Origin of the sequence: Collinsella sp. LCP19S3_F2, assembly GCF_052121015.1 — a bacterium.
Lineage (GTDB): Bacteria > Actinomycetota > Coriobacteriia > Coriobacteriales > Coriobacteriaceae > Collinsella.
In genome coordinates, this window is sequence record NZ_JBQKFA010000003.1 from 103,770 (window position 1) to 119,886 (window position 16,117).

Below are 16,117 nucleotides of genomic sequence, written 5' to 3' on the forward strand. Positions count from 1 at the left end.
CTATGTTTCCGCCAACGCACGAGAGGGTCGTCAACAAGGAGGGCGCACGACGATGCAGCGTGCCAAACAGATATCGGAGTCTATTGAGCTGGGCATCATCTTGGCGCTCGCCGGTGGCTTTATGGACGTTTATTCGTACATTGGGCGCGACCATGTTTTCGCCAACGCGCAGACGGGCAACATCTTGCTGGTGGGCGTGAGCATCTCGGAGGGCAATTGGGCGCTCGCGGGGCGCTATTTCTTCCCTGTGGTGTCGTTTGCCGTGGGCATTATGCTTGCCGACCTGGTACACGAACGGTTTGGCAGCGTGATTCACTGGCGCCAGGTGACGGTGTTCTTTGAAGCCGTCATCTTGCTGGGCGTGAGCTTTATCCCCGGTGGCGGCTACAACTTGCTCGCCAACTGCCTCATCTCGTTTGCCTGCGGTATGCAGGTCGAGAGCTTCCGCAAGATCCACGGTCACGGCATTGCCACGACCATGTGCATCGGTAACCTGCGCAATGCGCTGCAAAACGTGGACGATTACATCATCACCCACAAGCGCGGCTTTTTGGAAAACGGCCTGCTGTACTTTGGCGTGATCTTTACCTTTGTGTTTGGCGCTGTGCTGGGAAACTGGTGTATTGAGCGCATGGGGCTGCACGCTATTGCGGTGGCGAGCGTGCTGCTGTTCGTGGCGTTTGCCATCATGTTTATCGACCGCGAGCGCGACCTGCGTTTTCGCTGGAAGCGCGCCTGCGAAGATTGGAAAGAGGCCTGCCAAAAATAGCGGCAGGGTGTGGCAAGGGGCTGACCCCTTGCCACACTGATCAATAATGGGGAGGGGACGGTCATCTCGGCCGCCCCTTTTTTGTTTAGTGGTCAGGCGGTGACGATACCAGTTGTTGAAACGCTTTAAATAATCTGACGTTCTCACGCGTTTTTCGCTTCAAAAGCGTTAGGATGGGAGCCATAGCGTGGGGCGTAATGGGTGCCCCGCACACGATGGGAGGCTATCAATGGCTAATCGTTTCGTTCTCAACACCATTTCTTATCATGGTTCCGGCGCCATCAAGGAGATCCCCGGCGAGCTCCAGCGTCGCGGCTACAAGAAGATTTTCGTCTGCTCCGATCCCGATCTGGTCAAGTTTGGCGTTACCGCTAAGGTGACCGATGAGCTCGATGCCGCCGGCATCGCTTGGAGCCTCTACTCCGAGATCAAGCCCAACCCCACTATCCAGAACGTCAAGGACGGCGTCGAGGCCTTCAAGGCCGCCGAGGCTGATGCTATCGTGACCGTCGGTGGCGGCTCCTCTATGGACACTGCCAAGGCCATCGGCATCATCATCAACAACCCCGAGTTCGCCGATGTCCGCAGCCTCGAGGGCGTTGCTCCCACTAAGAACCACGCCGTGTTCACCATCGCCGTGCCGACGACCGCCGGTACCGCTGCTGAGGTGACCATCAACTACGTCATCACCGACCCCGAAAAGGTCCGCAAGTTCGTGTGCGTCGACACCAACGACGCCCCCGAGGTCGCCGTCGTCGACCCCGACATGATGGCTTCCATGCCCGCCGGCCTGACCGCTTCCACCGGCATGGACGCTCTGACCCACGCCATCGAGGGCTACACCACCAAGGGCGCTTGGGAGCTCTCCGACATGTTCCACTTTGAGGCCATCAAGCTGATCAGCGAGAACCTGCGCGACTCCGTTGCCGAGGCCAAGTCCGGCCAGCCCGGCTCCGGCCGCGAGGGCATGGCTCTTGGTCAGTATGTCGCCGGCATGGGCTTCTCTAACGTTGGCCTGGGTATCGATCACGCCATGGCTCACACCCTGTCCGCTCACTACGACACCCCTCACGGCGTCGCTTGCGCCATGCTGCTGCCGATTGCCATGGAGTTCAACAAGCCGGTTTGCGCCGAGCGCCTGGCCAAGGTCGCCGTCGCCATGGGCGTTGACACCACGGGCATGAGCACCGATGAGGCTGCCGACGCCGCTATCGCCGCCGTTAAGCAGCTCTCCGCTGACGTGAACATCCCGCACGTCTGCGAGGCCATGAAGGCTGACGAGATCGAGGTCCTGGCCAAGGACGCCATGGCCGATGCCTGCTTCCCGGGCAACCCGCGCGAGGCGACGCTCGACGACGTCATCGAGCTCTTCAAGAAGATCTGCCCGGCTGCCTAACATGGTTCGGCGGTCCCCTGCCCGTTAGCCCCACAATCGTCCTCGGACATGTCGGAGGCCCCGCTGCGCACTACGTGCGGCGGGGCCTCCTTCTGTCCTGCGGAAAGATTCTGGGGCTAACGGGCGGGGCCCGCCGGCTCGTTATCGTGGTGGGCGCTGCTCTGAGAAGCCCGATGGGTTGTCTCGCTAGGTAAAAAGATGGTTCGCGGTGGTATTGTTGCTGTGGGTTTAATTCGATATGAAAGGGTGACTTTGGTGTCCAAGATGGATTCTACGCTCTCCTATATTACTGACCAGTTGAAGGCGCTTACCTCGATTGCTTCGCCTACGGGCTATACCCGTGCGGCGACTGATTATCTAATGGAAACGTTGCGCGATATGGGCTTTGGCCCCGAGCGTTCCAATAAGGGCAACGTGCTGGTTGAGCTTGGCGGCGAGGGCGAGCCGCTTGTGTTGGCGAGCCATGTCGATACCCTGGGCGCCATGGTGCGCTCCATTAAGGACAATGGTCGCCTGCGTCCCACGACGCTCGGCGGGCATCAGTGGTCTACGGCCGATGGCGAGAACTGCACCGTCTACACGCGCGATGGCAATGTGTACACGGGTGTGGTCCTCAATACCGAGCCTTCGGCGCACGTGGCCGACGAGCCGGTCAAGACCATCGAGAAGAACATGGAAATCCTGCTCGATGAGAATGTCGACAGCAAGGATGACGTGCTTGAGCTGGGCATTCAGACGGGCGACATCATCGCTATGGACCCGCGTACCACGGTGACGGAGAGCGGCTACATTAAGAGCCGCTTCCTGGATGACAAGCTGTCGGCCTCCATTTTGCTGGGCTTGGCGCGTGCCGTCGCCGCTGGCGAGGTGACGCTTTCGCGCAAGGTTTCACTGCTCTTTACGGTGTACGAGGAGGTCGGCCACGGTGGCGCTTTCGTGCCGGCCGACACGCGCGAGATGATCAGCGTGGACATGGGTTGCGTGGGTGACGATCTGGGCTGCACCGAGCGCATGGTGTCGATTTGCGCCAAGGATTCGGGCGGCCCCTACAACTACGATCTGGTGACCACGCTGTCCAATATCGCGCGCGAGCTGGAGCTCGATTACGCCATCGACGTGTACCCGCATTACGGCTCGGACGTTGAGGCCACGCTTTCTGCCGGCTACGACATCCGTCACGGCCTGATCGGCCCTGGCGTGTACGCGAGCCACAACTACGAGCGCAGCCACATCGACGGCGTGCGCAATACCTACGAGCTGGTTCGCGCCTACGTTCAGCGCTAGGGGAGCAGCTTGCGACTCGGCTGACCAATCGCTAAAGCCCGATTTATCGGGCTTTTTTTCGCTTTTGGTCGTTTAGTATTATGATATATGTAATCTATTAACTAAACGTGTAAATTACTTAACGAGGTGATGCGGTGTATGGATACGTCTGAGTACTTGTCTATGGGTGATGCTGCCCGCCTGCTGGGCGTTACGAAAGCCCGCATATCTCAACTTGCCGCATCGGGAACGCTCGCGTGCGATATTGTGGGCGGACGGAAGATGGTCGAGTACAATTCCGCGGTCGCTTATCAAAAGGTCCGCAAACGTGGACGCCGTCCTGCGGCCGATGTGGGGCGCAAGTTTACGCTGATGTCGGCCGACCATGAGGTCGCGCATGTCTCATTTGATCCGTCGCGCGAATTTCCCTTCGAAATCGCGGAGGTCCTCGATGCACAACGAATGCCGTTTGGCACGTGCTCGAGCTCTTCTCCTACGGTGAATAAACGGGAGCTCAACGTGTGGTGGAGCCATCGGTCGGTGCCCGATGTTCGCCCCGGACTCGTCTCGCGCTATCGTGAACTGGGAATTGCCAGTGGCATCGAGGTCCCGGTTCAGTGCCTGGGCCTCTCGCTTTCGGATTGCTATTGGCTGCGGCCGGCAGAATGCGACGGGCTCAAATGGCGAAACCTCAATTACTTCGAGAATGATTTTGAGCGATCGGCGCCCGAGGGACGTTCGGGTTGGCTGGAGGGCATCGGTCTTAAAAATCCCGACAACACATCCGAGGGCGAGCTTCCTAAATCGTGGATGATTCGCAATGCTGTTCGCGTTCTGGTCAAGGGGCGCGGCATGGACGATCAGCGTCCCTTTAACGAGGCGGTTGCAACGGCTCTACATCGTCGCTTGTTGTCGGAGGGCGAGTTTGTTCCTTATACGGTTGAGCGGATGTTCGATGGCCCTGTGTGTCTGTGCGACGACTTTCTTGACGGCCGCGAGGAATACGTTCCGGCTGTTTACGTCAAGGGCGCACTTGGTAGCCAGCGGGGAAACTCGACATACGACCGGTACTGCCGCTTCCTTGGTAAGCATGGAGCAGACGAGGCTGCCGTGAGAAGGTCTATGTCGCAGATGATTGTCTGCGATGCCCTTTTGGCCAACAGCGATCGCCATTGGCGAAACTTCGGCATCATCCGCAATGTCGACACCCTGGAGATAAGGCCTGCTCCGCTGTTCGATAGCGGCAACTGCCTGTGGTACAACGTACCAACTGCCGTGCTCGCAGCTGGGGAGTTTGGGTTTTCTGCTAAGCCGTTTGGGCCCGACCCTTCCGTCCAGCTGGCGCTTGCGGACTCACTCGATTGGTTCGATTCATCGCGGCTCAACGGATTTGTTGATGAGGCGATTGAGATTCTTTCGCAGAGCGAATGGGCCACAGCGGAGGGCCGGCTCGAGTCCATTTGCCGCGGCCTCGAGCGTCGCGTAATCGAGGTGAATGCTGCTGTTGAAGTGCTTCGGCACGTGCGGCGATAATCCTGCGGCTACCTGATGGCGGCAGTTACCGTGCCGCCGCCCAGGACGATGTCGCCGCGATAGATAACGACGGCCTGGCCGGGGGCGACGGCGCGCTGCGGCTCGTCAAAGGTCAGAAGCATCTGTCCGTCGGCGCCACGTGTAAGGGTCGCTGCCTGGTCCTTTTGACGGTAGCGGTACTTGGTGTCCACGCGAATGTCGCCGGATGTGAGCTCTGCCTCCATGCGGTCGGCAGGGGCACTCCAAATCCAGTCGTTGGCCGTGAGTGCTGTCGCCGTCAGGTCCTCAGCCTCGCCCAGATGCACAATGTTGTTGGCGGCATCGACGCCCGTTACATACACGGGGCGCGCCATCGCGACGCCCAGGCCCTTGCGCTGGCCGACGGTATAGCGCAGTGCGCCGTTGTGGCGTCCGACCACGCTGCCGTCGCGCCATACAATATCGCCCGGCTCGGCGGCATGCCCACAGCGGCGCTCGATATAGCCCGCGTAGTCGCCGTCCGCGATAAAACAGATATCCTCGCTCTCGGCCTTCTTGGCGTTGATGAAGCCCTGCTCGGCGGCAATGCGGCGCACGTCGCGCTCTTTGTCCAACCCTGCCAGCGGAAAGATTGTGCGTGCCAGGCGCTCTTGCGTGAGCGAATACAAAAAGTAACTCTGGTCCTTCTTGGAGTCTTCGCCGCGGTGCAGCTGCCAGGTGCCATCGGGCGCTTGGCTCGTTTTGGCGTAGTGACCCGTGGCAATGTAGTCGCAGCCCATATCGAGTGCCGCGTCGAGCAGCGCGCCAAACTTAATATGGCGGTTGCAGATGATGCACGGGTTGGGCGTCAGCCCCTCCTGGTAGGCGGTCACGAAGCGCTCGATAACGTTGCGGTCGAAGGCCTGCTGCAGGTCGAGCACATGGTGAGGTATCCCCAGGCGATCGGCGACGGCCTTTGCATCGGCGATGTCACGGTCGACCTTGCTCATGCCCGTGACGGGATCGGGCGCAGGGCAGGTGAGGCGCATAGTGGCTCCGACGCATTCGTAGCCTTGGCACTTGAGCAGATAGGCAGTCACGCTGGAATCGACGCCGCCGCTCATGGCGACGAGCACGCGCTTGTTGTGCATGGGGAGGTTCTCCTTGGTGGCATGTGGCCAAAAAAGAAAAGCGGCGCGGGAGGCTGGTTCCGCGCCGCAGACATTGTAGCAAGTTCGGACGTCTCGTGGGACACCCTGACGGGATGGGCTCAGACCGTCGGGAGAGAGAGGAGGCAGGTTCGTCCCTGAGCTCAACCTATGGGAAAAAGGCTCTAGTCCTGGAACAGTGCCGTGGACAGGTAGCGCTCACCGGTATCGGCGAGCAGTGCCACGATGGTCTTGCCCTCGTTCTCGGGGCGCTTGGCCAGCTGCAGCGCGGCCCACACGGCGGCACCGGACGAAATGCCCACGAGCACGCCCTCCTTGTGGCCCACGGCGCGGCCGGTGGCAAAGGCGTCGTCGTTCTCGACGGGGATGATCTCGTCATAGACCTGGGTGTCGAGGACGTCGGGCACAAAGCCGGCACCGATGCCCTGGATCTTGTGCGGACCGGCCTGGCCCTTGGAGAGTACCGGGGAGGTGGCGGGCTCGACGGCGACAACCTGAATCTCGGGGTTCTGCTCCTTGAGGAACTCGCCCACACCGGTCACGGTGCCGCCGGTGCCAACGCCGGCGACGAAGATGTCGACCTTGCCGTCGGTGTCGTCCCAGATCTCGGGGCCGGTCGTGGCCTTATGGATGGCGGGGTTGGCGGGGTTCACGAACTGGCCGGCGATGATGCTGTTGGGGGTCTCCCTCTGCAGCTCCTCGGCCCTGGCGATAGCGCCCTTCATGCCCTTGGAGCCGTCGGTGAGCACGAGCTGTGCACCGTATGCCTGCATAAGCTTGCGGCGCTCGACGGACATGGTCTCGGGCATGGTGATGATCACCTTGTAGCCGCGAGCCGCCGCCACCGAGGCGATGCCGACGCCAGTGTTGCCGCTCGTGGGCTCGATGATGGTATAGTCGCCGCCACGCACGAGCTTGCCGGCCTTCTCGGCCTCGTCAATCATGTTCTTGGCGACGCGGTCTTTGACGGACCCGGCGGGGTTGAAGTATTCCAATTTGACGAGCACGCGGGCCTTGAGGTCCTCATCGGCCTCAAAGTGAGTGAGCTCCAAAAGCGGGGTGTGGCCGATAAGCTGATCGATGGACGTATAAACCTTGCTCATGGTGAACCTCCAAAGTGTTCAAATGACTGGATACCGTGTGGTTTTACGGTGGCCTAGTAGCTAAACCCATAAACCTTATAGGTTGTTCATTTAGCTGTTGGCAAGCATAGTAGACACTAAAGCCTAGTAATGCAATAGGAAATAGGAGATTATTACGAGCCGATTAACCACCTTGACTGGAATGGGTATTTTCAAAGCCAATTTTTCGGCTAGAATTTCAACGGATTAAAAGACCGAAAGGCAGCACTATATATGTTGGTTTCTACTAAGGGCAGGTACGCCCTGCGCGTTATGGTCGACCTGGCCGAGCACCAGGCGGCCGGTCGCATCCCGCTCAAAGAGATCGCGGCGCGACAGGGGATTTCCGAGAAATATCTCGAGAACATCTTGGCTACGCTCGTGCGCGCCAACATGCTTTCGGGCATGCGTGGCAAGGGCGGCGGCTACGTGCTCACGCGCCCGCCCGAGCAGTACACGGTGGGAGAGATCTTGCGCCTGACCGAGGGCAGCCTGGCGCCGGTCGCCTGCCTGGATGGCGACTGCAAGGGCTGCTCGCGATCTGATGAGTGCCCCACGCTCGACGTGTGGAAGAACCTGGACAAGCTCATCAACGACTACCTCGACGGTGTGACGCTCGATGCGCTCGTCGCCCCCAACGGGGGCTACGACTACGTCATCTAGCCCCACCAGCCATTTGGGGACGGGGTAGAAATGGTAGATTCTTTTGTCCTCTGAGGCTTGACAAAGGCGAAGGCCGTCCATCGTTGCGATGGACGGCCTTCGTTTTGGCGTGTTGTGGCGGTCCGTATCCGGTTGCTTTAGTTCCTGGCGATGCTGTCGAAGATGCTTCGAGTGATGGACACCAAAATGCTACCCATAAAGGCCGACCCAAAGCTGGCAATGGAGATGCCCGCTCCCAGCAGATTTACCGATAGGTAGCTGGCAAGCTCGAGCATAAAGCTGTTGACTACAAGCTGAAAAATACCCAGCGTGATAATGGTGAGCGGCAGCGAGATGACCGTCAGGAGCGGCTTGACGAGCGAGTCGACGATGTTGAGGAACAGTCCCACAAAGGCAAAGCAGACCCAGGCGTCGGCCATGCCGAAGGGCTGAATGCCGGGGACGAGGAACGTGGCGATCGCGATAGCGATTGAGGTCAAAAGCCAGTTGAGCAAGAAGCGCATGGTGGGTTCCTTTCCGGTGCGCGTGACGTGTTGGTGGCGCGTAAGCTCGTTTGCCGCGGCGAATCGGATGGTTGCCTTGGCGCGCGCCTCTGCGTTGGGCGCCCATTGTCTCAGATATTCGTGGAGCTTGCGTGCGCATTCGGTTTCAAAACGGCGTTCGTCCTAAAAAACGCGCCACTGACAGAGAGTCTTGTCACTTTAGTTTGGTGGTGTGCTAAACTACTACGGGCAAAAGCCACATGCGTTGCCCTATTGCATAGAATGGGCGAACGATGCCCGGTGCCAGTATCAACTTCGATGCCTTTTGGCGGGTTTGGCGGTGATCGATGAATATCGAGAACATGTTTGACAAGCCTGATGTCAAGCAGCTAGTCCACGCATTTAGTCTTTTGGACGACGAGAAAGATATCCAAGCGTTTTTGACCGATATCTGCACACCGCGCGAGATTTGCGATCTATCGCAGCGTCTGCAGGTCGCGCGCTACCTGGACGAGGGCGAGCCCTATGTCGAGGTTCAGGTCCGTACCGGCGCTTCGTCCACCACGGTGAGCCGTGTATCCAAGGCGCTCAACGGCGAGTACGGTGGCTACCGCAAGATCCTCATTAAGCTGGAGGATGGCGAATAGGCCGCGGCAAAACGAATTGTGAAAAACCGCTCCTCCGGGGGCGGTTTTTATATGCCGAATAATTGGTGCAAAGGGGCCAGGTTCGCTTGCACCAACGGACGAGTCCGCCCCCTTGGCACCAACGTGGTGCAAAGCGACTTGTCTCCAAAGCGCCAAAAGATGAAGCTGCGGTGGCAATGTGTCCGCTTGGGCGGGTAGGATGGATGCATTGATTATTGCGAACAGTTTGAGTGGAGGACCATGCCTGTTCGAATCTATACCACTAATGCCGGCACGGATTTGAGCGATGCCGAGTCGGCGCTGCTTGCCGACCTTATTGCCCGCCACGGGCGTGCCGTGCTGCTGGCGCCAACGTTTGCCGAGCTCGACCTGTGCCGTCATGATGCGGCGGAAGCCGGCGTTTCGCTGGGCATCGATTACAAGACGCCCGCGTCGTGGCTTCGCTCGCTTTGGGAGCTTTTGGGCGACGGGCGCGGTTTCGTCGACAACCTGCAGCGCCAGATGCTGTTTTCGGACATGGTCACGCGTCTCGATGATGTCGACCTGCAGCCGCTTTCGCGCAGCCAGGGCACGGTGCGCATGCTTGCGCGTATGGCCCGCGATGTGCTGCCAGGTGTGGCGGGGACAGCTGCCGAGCGATGCCGTGGCAACAATTGCCGGCCTGAGCCAAAAAGCGATGCCGAGGCTCGTGTGTTCGAGCTTTTGCGTGCCTACGCGGGCGGTTTGGACCGTCGAGATATGGTCGAGCCCTGCGAGGCGGCTGACATTATGGCCAGCGCTCTGGCCGATAATCTGCCGGCGTGCGCCCGTGCCGTCTGTGTACGCGGCGTCACGTCGTTTACGCACGGTCTGCTCGAGCTGCTGTCTGCTGTGGCGAACAGTGGGGGAGAGGTCGTCGTGCTGCTTGCTCGCGAGCAGGCGGCGATGCGCGAGGAACTTGCCGCGGCATTTGATGCCAGCGGTGTGCTGTTTGAGGTCGCGCCGCTGAGGGAGGACGCCGTCGCGTCTGATGCCGCTTGTGGAGCTACCGCTCAGCCTGCCTTTATTGAGGTCGCGGGCCCCCACGCCCGCGCTCATGCTTATGCGGACGCAATTGATGATCTGGTAAAAGCGCGCCAGGGTTTCGGGGCCGACGATACCGCCGGCCTCTCCGCCGACCCCGTACGCGTGCTCGTTGTTTCTGCCCGGGCACCCCAGCTGTTCGGTGAGCTCGCCTCTCGTCTGGCGGCTCGTCATATCGCTGCCGAGACAACTGAATTCACGGCGTTTTCCCAATCCATTGCGGGCAGGCAGTTTGCGGCGCTTGCCAGCTTGATCGAGCGCATGAAGGCGGCCGATGAGGGTGTGGCGTCAAAGACCGAGTGGTGGCCCGCGCCTGAGCTTGCCGACTGGATCTACAGCCCGCTTTCGGGCGCTGATGCAGCCAATGCCCGTATCTTCGATAAGAATATGCGTCTCTCGCGTAGCAAGACTACCGCGGGCGTTAAGAGCCTGCTGCAGAGCGTGCAAGGCCAGGTGAGGGGCGCACGCAAGGCGGCGAGCGACGAAAACTGGTTTAAGAACGTACCGTGTGTGGTCTCGGACGTGTTCCAGGCACTGTGGCGCGACAAGCCCGTGACGGCGCTCAAGGCCATGCTTGCCGTTGCCGAGGCGTTGCCCGATCGCTCGCTGGGCAGCCTGGATGGCCAAGCTCGTCGCCAAGCGGAGGCGGCCCTGCTGCGCCACGCCATCGACATCCTTATGAATGACGCCCGCGCGCTCGACGTGTCGCAGGCCGCGACCGTGCCCGTGCTCGATGGCATTCGCACCAAGGTGGACAAGCGTAGCACCGCCTACGATTACGAGACCTACGAGGTTGACGGTGCGCCACGTGCCCAGGTTCGCTTTGCCTCGCTTGCCGATGTGGCGGCTCTGCGCCCCGGCAGCTACGATGCCGTGCTGTTTGCCGATGTCGATCTGGACAGCTATCCGCTCTCACACGAGGAAGGACCGCTGGCCACGTTGGCTGCGAGCCTTGGTCGCGAGGGCGTGACGCTTGAGCCTGCGGCCTTGTTGCGCGTGCGCTTTGGCCACGCGATGCGGGCGGCACGTGGCCCGGTTGCGCTTGCGCGCGTGACGCACGATCGCCAGGCGCGCGAGTGCTATCCGGCTGCCGTGTGGACCGAGTTGCGGGCGCATGCCGAGGCCACCGGTGCCGCTCAGGTGACATGCGTGGGCGAGGGCGATATCGTAGGTGATTTTGACCCTGCAGCCGGCAAGGGCCTCAAGCGCGAGCGCGTGGCATGCGAGGCTCCTCAGCATTTGAGCGAGGCGGCCGTGCCATATCTGGTCTTGCGCCGTCGGGACGGCGAGGGCGAGGACGCGCCGCTTGTACCGCGTCTGACGTCTGCCTCGCAGATCGAGGCCTATTCCACCTGCCCGCTGTGCTGGTTCGTCTCGTATCGCGTTAAGCCCCAGTCTATCGACGCGGGTTTTGGCAACATGGAGAAGGGCAACTTTGTCCACGACGTGCTGGAACATCTGCATGCCCGTTTGCCCCAAGAGGGCATGGAGCGTGTGACGCCCGAAAACCTGCCGCGTGCGCAGGAGCTGCTGCACGAGGTCTTTGCCGAGACCTTGGCCGAGCACGCCGGCAAGCGTGGCAACGAGGGCCCGCTGGTACCGCTCTCTGCGGTGGAGGAGCGCCAGGTGGCCGAGATCTTGCCGCAGCTGGAGGGCGTGCTTGCTTACGAGTCCGAGGCGCTTGCCCCCTTCGCTCCGCGCTACCTGGAGTTTGCGTTCAACGAGCTCCAGGTCGAGTATGCCGGCTGGCCGCTCGGCGGGCGCATCGACCGTGTGGATGTGGATGCCGAGAATCGCGCTGTGGTGATTGACTACAAGCATCGCACGGGCGTTGAGGAGTTTAAGCTCGCCGACCCTACGGTGCGCGACGAGGAATCGGGCACGGCGCCCATCGACGATCCGCGCTGGTTGCCGCCACATACCCAAACGCTCATCTACGCCCAGGCCATGCGCCGGGCGCTGGATTTGGATACCCGTGCGGCGCTCTATTTTTCGACCAAGGGCGGCAAGCCGGCGTTGCGCGGTGCCGCGAGCGCCGAGCTGCTCGAGGAGGAGCGTGGCGACGGTCGCATCCCGGGCCTTAAGAAAGGTTTCCCCGGCGAGGGTGGCAGCATGGACTTCGACGCCCTGCTCGATCGCGTGGAGGCCGGCATCGCCGAGCGCTTGCGCGAACTCGAGGCGGGTAACGTCACTGCTGTCGACCCGGCGTCGACGCAGGCCGCGCATGCCCGCTGCTCGTATAACCACGAAGGAACGTTTGTAAGGAGGGACGTGTAGACCATGGATCTTTCGACCTTGATGCCGCAACAGCTGCAGATCGTCAAGACGCTCGACCGTCCGCTGTTTGTCTCGGCGGGCGCCGGTTCGGGCAAGACCTTTACCCTCACGCGCCGCATCGTCTACGCGCTCTCGCCCGAATCCGGTCCGTTCGTCGAGCATCTGGACCAGGTGCTCGCCATTACCTTTACCAAGGATGCCGCGGCCGAGATCCGCGACCGCGTGCGCCGTGCGCTTATCGACGAGGGCATGGACGAGGAAGCACTGACCGTCGACGACGCGTGGATCTCGACCATTCACGGCATGTGCTCGCGTATCCTGCGCGCACACGCGCTGGAGTTGGGCATCGACCCCGAGTTCACGGTGCTCACCGATACCGACGAGCTCATGGACCAGGCTGTTGAGCATGTGCTGGCCCGCGCGACGGCACCCGATGCCGCCCCCGAGCTCGCGGCATCGCTCAAGGCCCTCTACGCCTGGTATCCCATGGCGGGCGAGGGCGGTCCCTTTGGCGCCGGCACGACCATCAAGGGTCTGGTGCGTGACCTGCTGGAGCTCTCGAGCCAGCTGCCGGGCGGTATGGACGACGTGTGCGTGGCGCGCGGCCAGGCCGATACCTCGGCGCTCGCCGATGCCTATCGCGCGGCGCTGGGCGCAAGCAAGGCGGCGACCGAGAAGGCGCAGACGGCGCTCGACGCCATCGACGCGTTCGAGGCGAGCGGCAAGACCATGGTCGATGCGGCGCGACTCATGATGTCGTGCACCATGCCGCGCGCGAGCAAGGCGTTCCCCAAGGAACAGGTCGAGCTGCTCAAGGCCGAGGCCGCCGATGCATTTATCAATATCGTGCTTGCCTGCGGTGGCCCCGCGCTCGATGCACTGGTGGGCTTGGCCCGCTCTGTAGAGGCCGAGTATCGCGCACTGAAGGCTGCCCAGTCCGCCCTCGATAATAACGACCTGCTGCGCATGGCCTACGAGGCCCTGCGCGATTACCCTGCCATTCGTGCTGCGTACGAGGGCCGCTTTAAGATGGTCATGATCGATGAGTTTCAGGATACCGACCAGATGCAGGTCGACCTGATCCGCCACCTGACCGGCGCGGGGGAGCGCGCGCTGTGCACCGTGGGCGATGCGCAGCAGTCGATCTATCGCTTCCGCGGCGCCGAGGTCGAGGTGTTCCGTCGCCAGGAGCGCAAGGTGGAATCGACGGCGGCGTCGGAGACGGTTGCCACGTCCGATGCCCCCGCCGGCGAGCTCGTCAAGCTCGTGCGCAACTTCCGCAGCCACGACGAGGTGCTGCGCTATGTGGCCCGCGTCTTCGACGGCGATGACGGCGGCCTGATGCAGGGCTTTTTGGATCTTGAGGCGAGCGACGGCCGCAAGGACACGCTGGTGGCGGATGCCTCGCGCCGCCAGGCCCTCTTTGTTGCCGGCGGCAGTACGCAGGAGCGCACACAGGCCAAGGCCCGCGCGATCGCGGAGCGATTCCGCGCGCTTGCCGATGCCGGCCAGCCCCAGGGCGGCATGGTGCTGCTACTGGGCCGCATGACCAACGCAGGCGTCTACGCACAGGCCTTCCGTGACCAGGGGCTCGACTGCGTCATCGCGGGCGGCTCGGTCTTTGCCCAAGCTGCCGAGGTGCAGACGGTGCGCGCCCTGGTTTGCGCGCTCGCCAATCCGGCCGATACGGCGCAGGGTCTTATGCCACTGCTGGCCTCGCCGATGTTTGCACTCGGCGCCCAGGAGTTCCTGGCGCTGGCGACCAAGCTCGACGATCAGACGGGCGAGACGTCGCGCCGCAACATCGACGCGGGCATCATGAGCGATTCCGATGTGCCGGGCTTGCAGGGCTTGCCGCTCGTGACGCGTGCCCGCGAGGTGCTGCGCTACGCACTGCGTCGCGTGGGGCGTGATTCGTTCGCCGCCATCGCGCGCGACGCGGTCAATGCCTCCGGCTGGTTCGTGCGCCTGGCGCAGCGCGGCCCCGAGGGCAAGGCCATCGCCGCCAACGTGCTCAAGGCGCTCGATGCCGTGGCCGAGGCGGAGGCCGAGTTCGGTAACTCGCCGCGCTCCATTGCGCTTGCCTTCGATCGCTTCCTGGCGGGCAAGGAGGCCCCGGGCGCCCTCAACGAGGAGGGCGACGGCGCGGTGCGCATCATGACGGTTCATGCCTCCAAGGGTCTGGAATATCCGGTCGTGGCGGTCGCCGAGTGCTTTGGCGTGCGTAAGTCCTCGGGTTCGGCACAGATGGGTCGCGTCGGGGGCGGAGCGCAGGTCGTGGCGCTGCCGGCACGCTTCGACGGCGTTAAACTCTCGGACGGTACGTTCGTAAAGGGCGATGACGTCAAAAAGCAGTTTGAGCATGCGTTTAAGGGCAAGGGCACGTCGCTGTGGCTACCGCCGGAGCTCATGGAGGACGTCTGTGCGACGGGTTCTCCCGCCGAGGCATTTGCCCGCCTGCGCAACGACGACCTGCAGCTTTCGCTCGAGGAGCGGGCCCGTTTGCTCTATGTTGCCATGACCCGTGCGCGCGAGCTGGTGATCTTGGCGATGGACGCGGGCGTGAGCCGTGGCAAGGTGACGGTGCCGACCTTCGATGTCGAGACCGATCTGACCTACGACGTGCTGCGCCGCATTCTGCCGACCGACGCTCTGGACATGCCGCAGCTCGATGCCGACCGCCTGGTATTCGACAACTCCCAGCCGGGCGACTACGAGCTCATTTCGCTTTCGGACTTTACCTTTGGCGAGCAGGCGTTTGAGGCCAACGCTTCGCTGGATGCCGAGGGCAGGCTCGTTCGTGGCGATACCGATGTCGCCGATAATGCTGCGCACTCAACCGTGCCCGGTCCTGCCGACCCCATGCCCGATTCGTTTGAACTCGTATATCCCCAGGCTGCGGGCGTGCGCATGGGCACGTGTCCGTTCCCGGCGCGTGATTCGTACAGCTATTCGTCGATCGCCGCGGCGCTCCATGCCGAGACGGAAGACCGTGCCGCCGAGGCGCGTGTTCCCATGGACGAGGCGGGCGACGATGCCGAGTCGGATGGCTCGGAGATGGCCGATGCAGACGTGGCTGCTGTCGAGCCCGCCGGCAACCCCATGGCGCTGGGCTCGGCGTTCCATGCCGCCTGCCAGTGGCTCATCGAGATGGGTGCCGATGCGCTGCCCGCTGAGCGTGCCGATGCGCTGACGCGCCTGTGGTGCCTGACGCCGGAGCAGCGCGAGCGTTTTGACGTTGCCCTGAATCGCTGGCTCAGGTCGTCGGTCCGTGCCGAGCTTCTTGCCTGGCCGTGCGTCCGTGCCGAAGTGCCGTTCTTCTCGCTGGGCTGCGAGGACAAGGACATTGCCCGCTACGGTGCATATGCCGAGGGCGCCATCGATGCGCTGGCGACCGACCCGGCCGATCCGTCACGCGCACTGGTTATCGATTACAAGACGGGTGGCACGCCGGATGAGACACCCGACCAGCTGCTTGAGAAGCACGCCCTGCAGGCGCGCGTCTATTCGGATGTTCTGCATAAGGCGGGCTTTAAGACGGTGACCGTCAAGTTCGTCCGCGTGGAGCAGACGGCCCCAGCTGTCTTAGTCGAGCTCGCCGAGCCCCAGGTGGTCACCTACAACCTCTAGCCCTCAATAACGTGCGGTGGAATCCTTTTCGATTCCACTGCAGCTCAGGGGTAGCTAATTTGGGACGGGGCTCTTTTAGCTACCCCCATACATCGGTTGAGATGTATTCCGACCCCGACTCGTTCGCCGTCAGTCAAAGGGTAGCTA

11 protein-coding genes are annotated in these 16,117 nt (G+C 62.1%); 8 read left to right on the forward strand and 3 right to left on the reverse strand.

Translation table 11 applies throughout. From position 1 onward, the window contains the following. Positions 1-52 precede the first annotated feature (52 nt). The 4 genes from ACTQX9_RS03600 to ACTQX9_RS03615 all read left to right on the forward strand — a co-directional run bounded on the left by ACTQX9_RS03600 (position 53) and on the right by ACTQX9_RS03615 (position 4,961). Positions 53-769 carry a YoaK family protein gene (locus ACTQX9_RS03600; RefSeq protein WP_154515938.1) on the forward strand — a complete coding sequence of 239 codons (717 nt, stop codon included), beginning with the start codon at positions 53-55 and terminating at the stop codon, positions 767-769. Between the two features lie 229 nt (positions 770-998). After that, entirely contained in the window at positions 999-2,165 is a 1,167-nt protein-coding gene (fucO, locus tag ACTQX9_RS03605) for a lactaldehyde reductase (RefSeq protein ID WP_154515935.1), read from the forward strand. 264 nt (positions 2,166-2,429) lie between these two features. Next, positions 2,430-3,449 (forward strand): M42 family metallopeptidase, encoded by a 1,020-nt coding sequence (locus ACTQX9_RS03610; RefSeq protein WP_117635086.1) that lies wholly within the window; start codon positions 2,430-2,432, stop codon positions 3,447-3,449. Positions 3,450-3,587: 138 nt separating this feature from the next. Then, positions 3,588-4,961 (forward strand): hypothetical protein, encoded by a 1,374-nt coding sequence (locus tag ACTQX9_RS03615; RefSeq protein WP_441540507.1) that lies wholly within the window; start codon positions 3,588-3,590, stop codon positions 4,959-4,961. An 8-nt stretch (positions 4,962-4,969) separates the two neighbouring features. On the opposite strand, the gene mnmA is transcribed toward ACTQX9_RS03615, so the two are convergent. Both mnmA and cysK read right to left on the reverse strand, forming a co-directional pair. Next, positions 4,970-6,235 carry a tRNA 2-thiouridine(34) synthase MnmA gene (gene mnmA, locus ACTQX9_RS03620; protein WP_441540508.1) on the reverse strand — a complete coding sequence of 422 codons (1,266 nt, stop codon included), beginning with the start codon at positions 6,233-6,235 and terminating at the stop codon, positions 4,970-4,972. A gap of 17 nt (positions 6,236-6,252) precedes the next feature. Next, entirely contained in the window at positions 6,253-7,191 is a 939-nt protein-coding gene (gene cysK, locus ACTQX9_RS03625) for a cysteine synthase A (protein WP_441054804.1), read from the reverse strand. Positions 7,192-7,443: 252 nt separating this feature from the next. On the opposite strand from cysK, the gene ACTQX9_RS03630 reads away from it, so the two are divergent. Continuing rightward, a complete protein-coding gene (locus ACTQX9_RS03630) occupies positions 7,444-7,872 on the forward strand; it encodes an RrF2 family transcriptional regulator (protein ID WP_154515923.1) in 429 nt (142 codons plus the stop codon). Positions 7,873-8,009: 137 nt separating this feature from the next. On the opposite strand, the gene ACTQX9_RS03635 is transcribed toward ACTQX9_RS03630, so the two are convergent. Continuing rightward, positions 8,010-8,375 carry a phage holin family protein gene (locus ACTQX9_RS03635; RefSeq protein WP_441063510.1) on the reverse strand — a complete coding sequence of 122 codons (366 nt, stop codon included), beginning with the start codon at positions 8,373-8,375 and terminating at the stop codon, positions 8,010-8,012. Between the two features lie 326 nt (positions 8,376-8,701). Between ACTQX9_RS03635 and ACTQX9_RS03640 the strand changes: the two genes are divergently transcribed. From ACTQX9_RS03640 to ACTQX9_RS03650, 3 genes are all read left to right on the forward strand, one after another. After that, on the forward strand, positions 8,702-9,001 hold the full coding sequence (locus ACTQX9_RS03640) for a YerC/YecD family TrpR-related protein (RefSeq protein WP_154515917.1): 300 nt from the start codon (positions 8,702-8,704) through the stop codon (positions 8,999-9,001). 240 nt (positions 9,002-9,241) lie between these two features. Continuing rightward, positions 9,242-12,340 carry a PD-(D/E)XK nuclease family protein gene (locus tag ACTQX9_RS03645; RefSeq protein WP_441540509.1) on the forward strand — a complete coding sequence of 1,033 codons (3,099 nt, stop codon included), beginning with the start codon at positions 9,242-9,244 and terminating at the stop codon, positions 12,338-12,340. A gap of 3 nt (positions 12,341-12,343) precedes the next feature. Beyond that, the gene (locus ACTQX9_RS03650) at positions 12,344-15,970 is read left to right on the forward strand and encodes a UvrD-helicase domain-containing protein (protein WP_441540510.1); all 3,627 of its coding nucleotides are present in this window, start codon (positions 12,344-12,346) and stop codon (positions 15,968-15,970) included. Positions 15,971-16,117: the final 147 nt, after the last annotated feature.

What these genes read in the sequence shown, in the direction of transcription:
- ACTQX9_RS03600 (WP_154515938.1), top strand. Translation starts at nt 53, where the DNA reads ATGCAGCGTGCCAAACAGATATCGGAGTCTATTGAGCTGGGCATCATC.
- ACTQX9_RS03630 (WP_154515923.1), top strand. Translation starts at nt 7,444, where the DNA reads ATGTTGGTTTCTACTAAGGGCAGGTACGCCCTGCGCGTTATGGTCGAC.
- ACTQX9_RS03615 (WP_441540507.1), top strand. Translation starts at nt 3,588, where the DNA reads ATGGATACGTCTGAGTACTTGTCTATGGGTGATGCTGCCCGCCTGCTG.
- ACTQX9_RS03610 (WP_117635086.1), top strand. Translation starts at nt 2,430, where the DNA reads ATGGATTCTACGCTCTCCTATATTACTGACCAGTTGAAGGCGCTTACC.
- fucO (WP_154515935.1), top strand. Translation starts at nt 999, where the DNA reads ATGGCTAATCGTTTCGTTCTCAACACCATTTCTTATCATGGTTCCGGC.
- cysK (WP_441054804.1), bottom strand. Translation starts at nt 7,191, where the DNA reads ATGAGCAAGGTTTATACGTCCATCGATCAGCTTATCGGCCACACCCCG.
- ACTQX9_RS03650 (WP_441540510.1), top strand. Translation starts at nt 12,344, where the DNA reads ATGGATCTTTCGACCTTGATGCCGCAACAGCTGCAGATCGTCAAGACG.
- ACTQX9_RS03640 (WP_154515917.1), top strand. Translation starts at nt 8,702, where the DNA reads ATGAATATCGAGAACATGTTTGACAAGCCTGATGTCAAGCAGCTAGTC.
- ACTQX9_RS03645 (WP_441540509.1), top strand. Translation starts at nt 9,242, where the DNA reads ATGCCTGTTCGAATCTATACCACTAATGCCGGCACGGATTTGAGCGAT.
- ACTQX9_RS03635 (WP_441063510.1), bottom strand. Translation starts at nt 8,375, where the DNA reads ATGCGCTTCTTGCTCAACTGGCTTTTGACCTCAATCGCTATCGCGATC.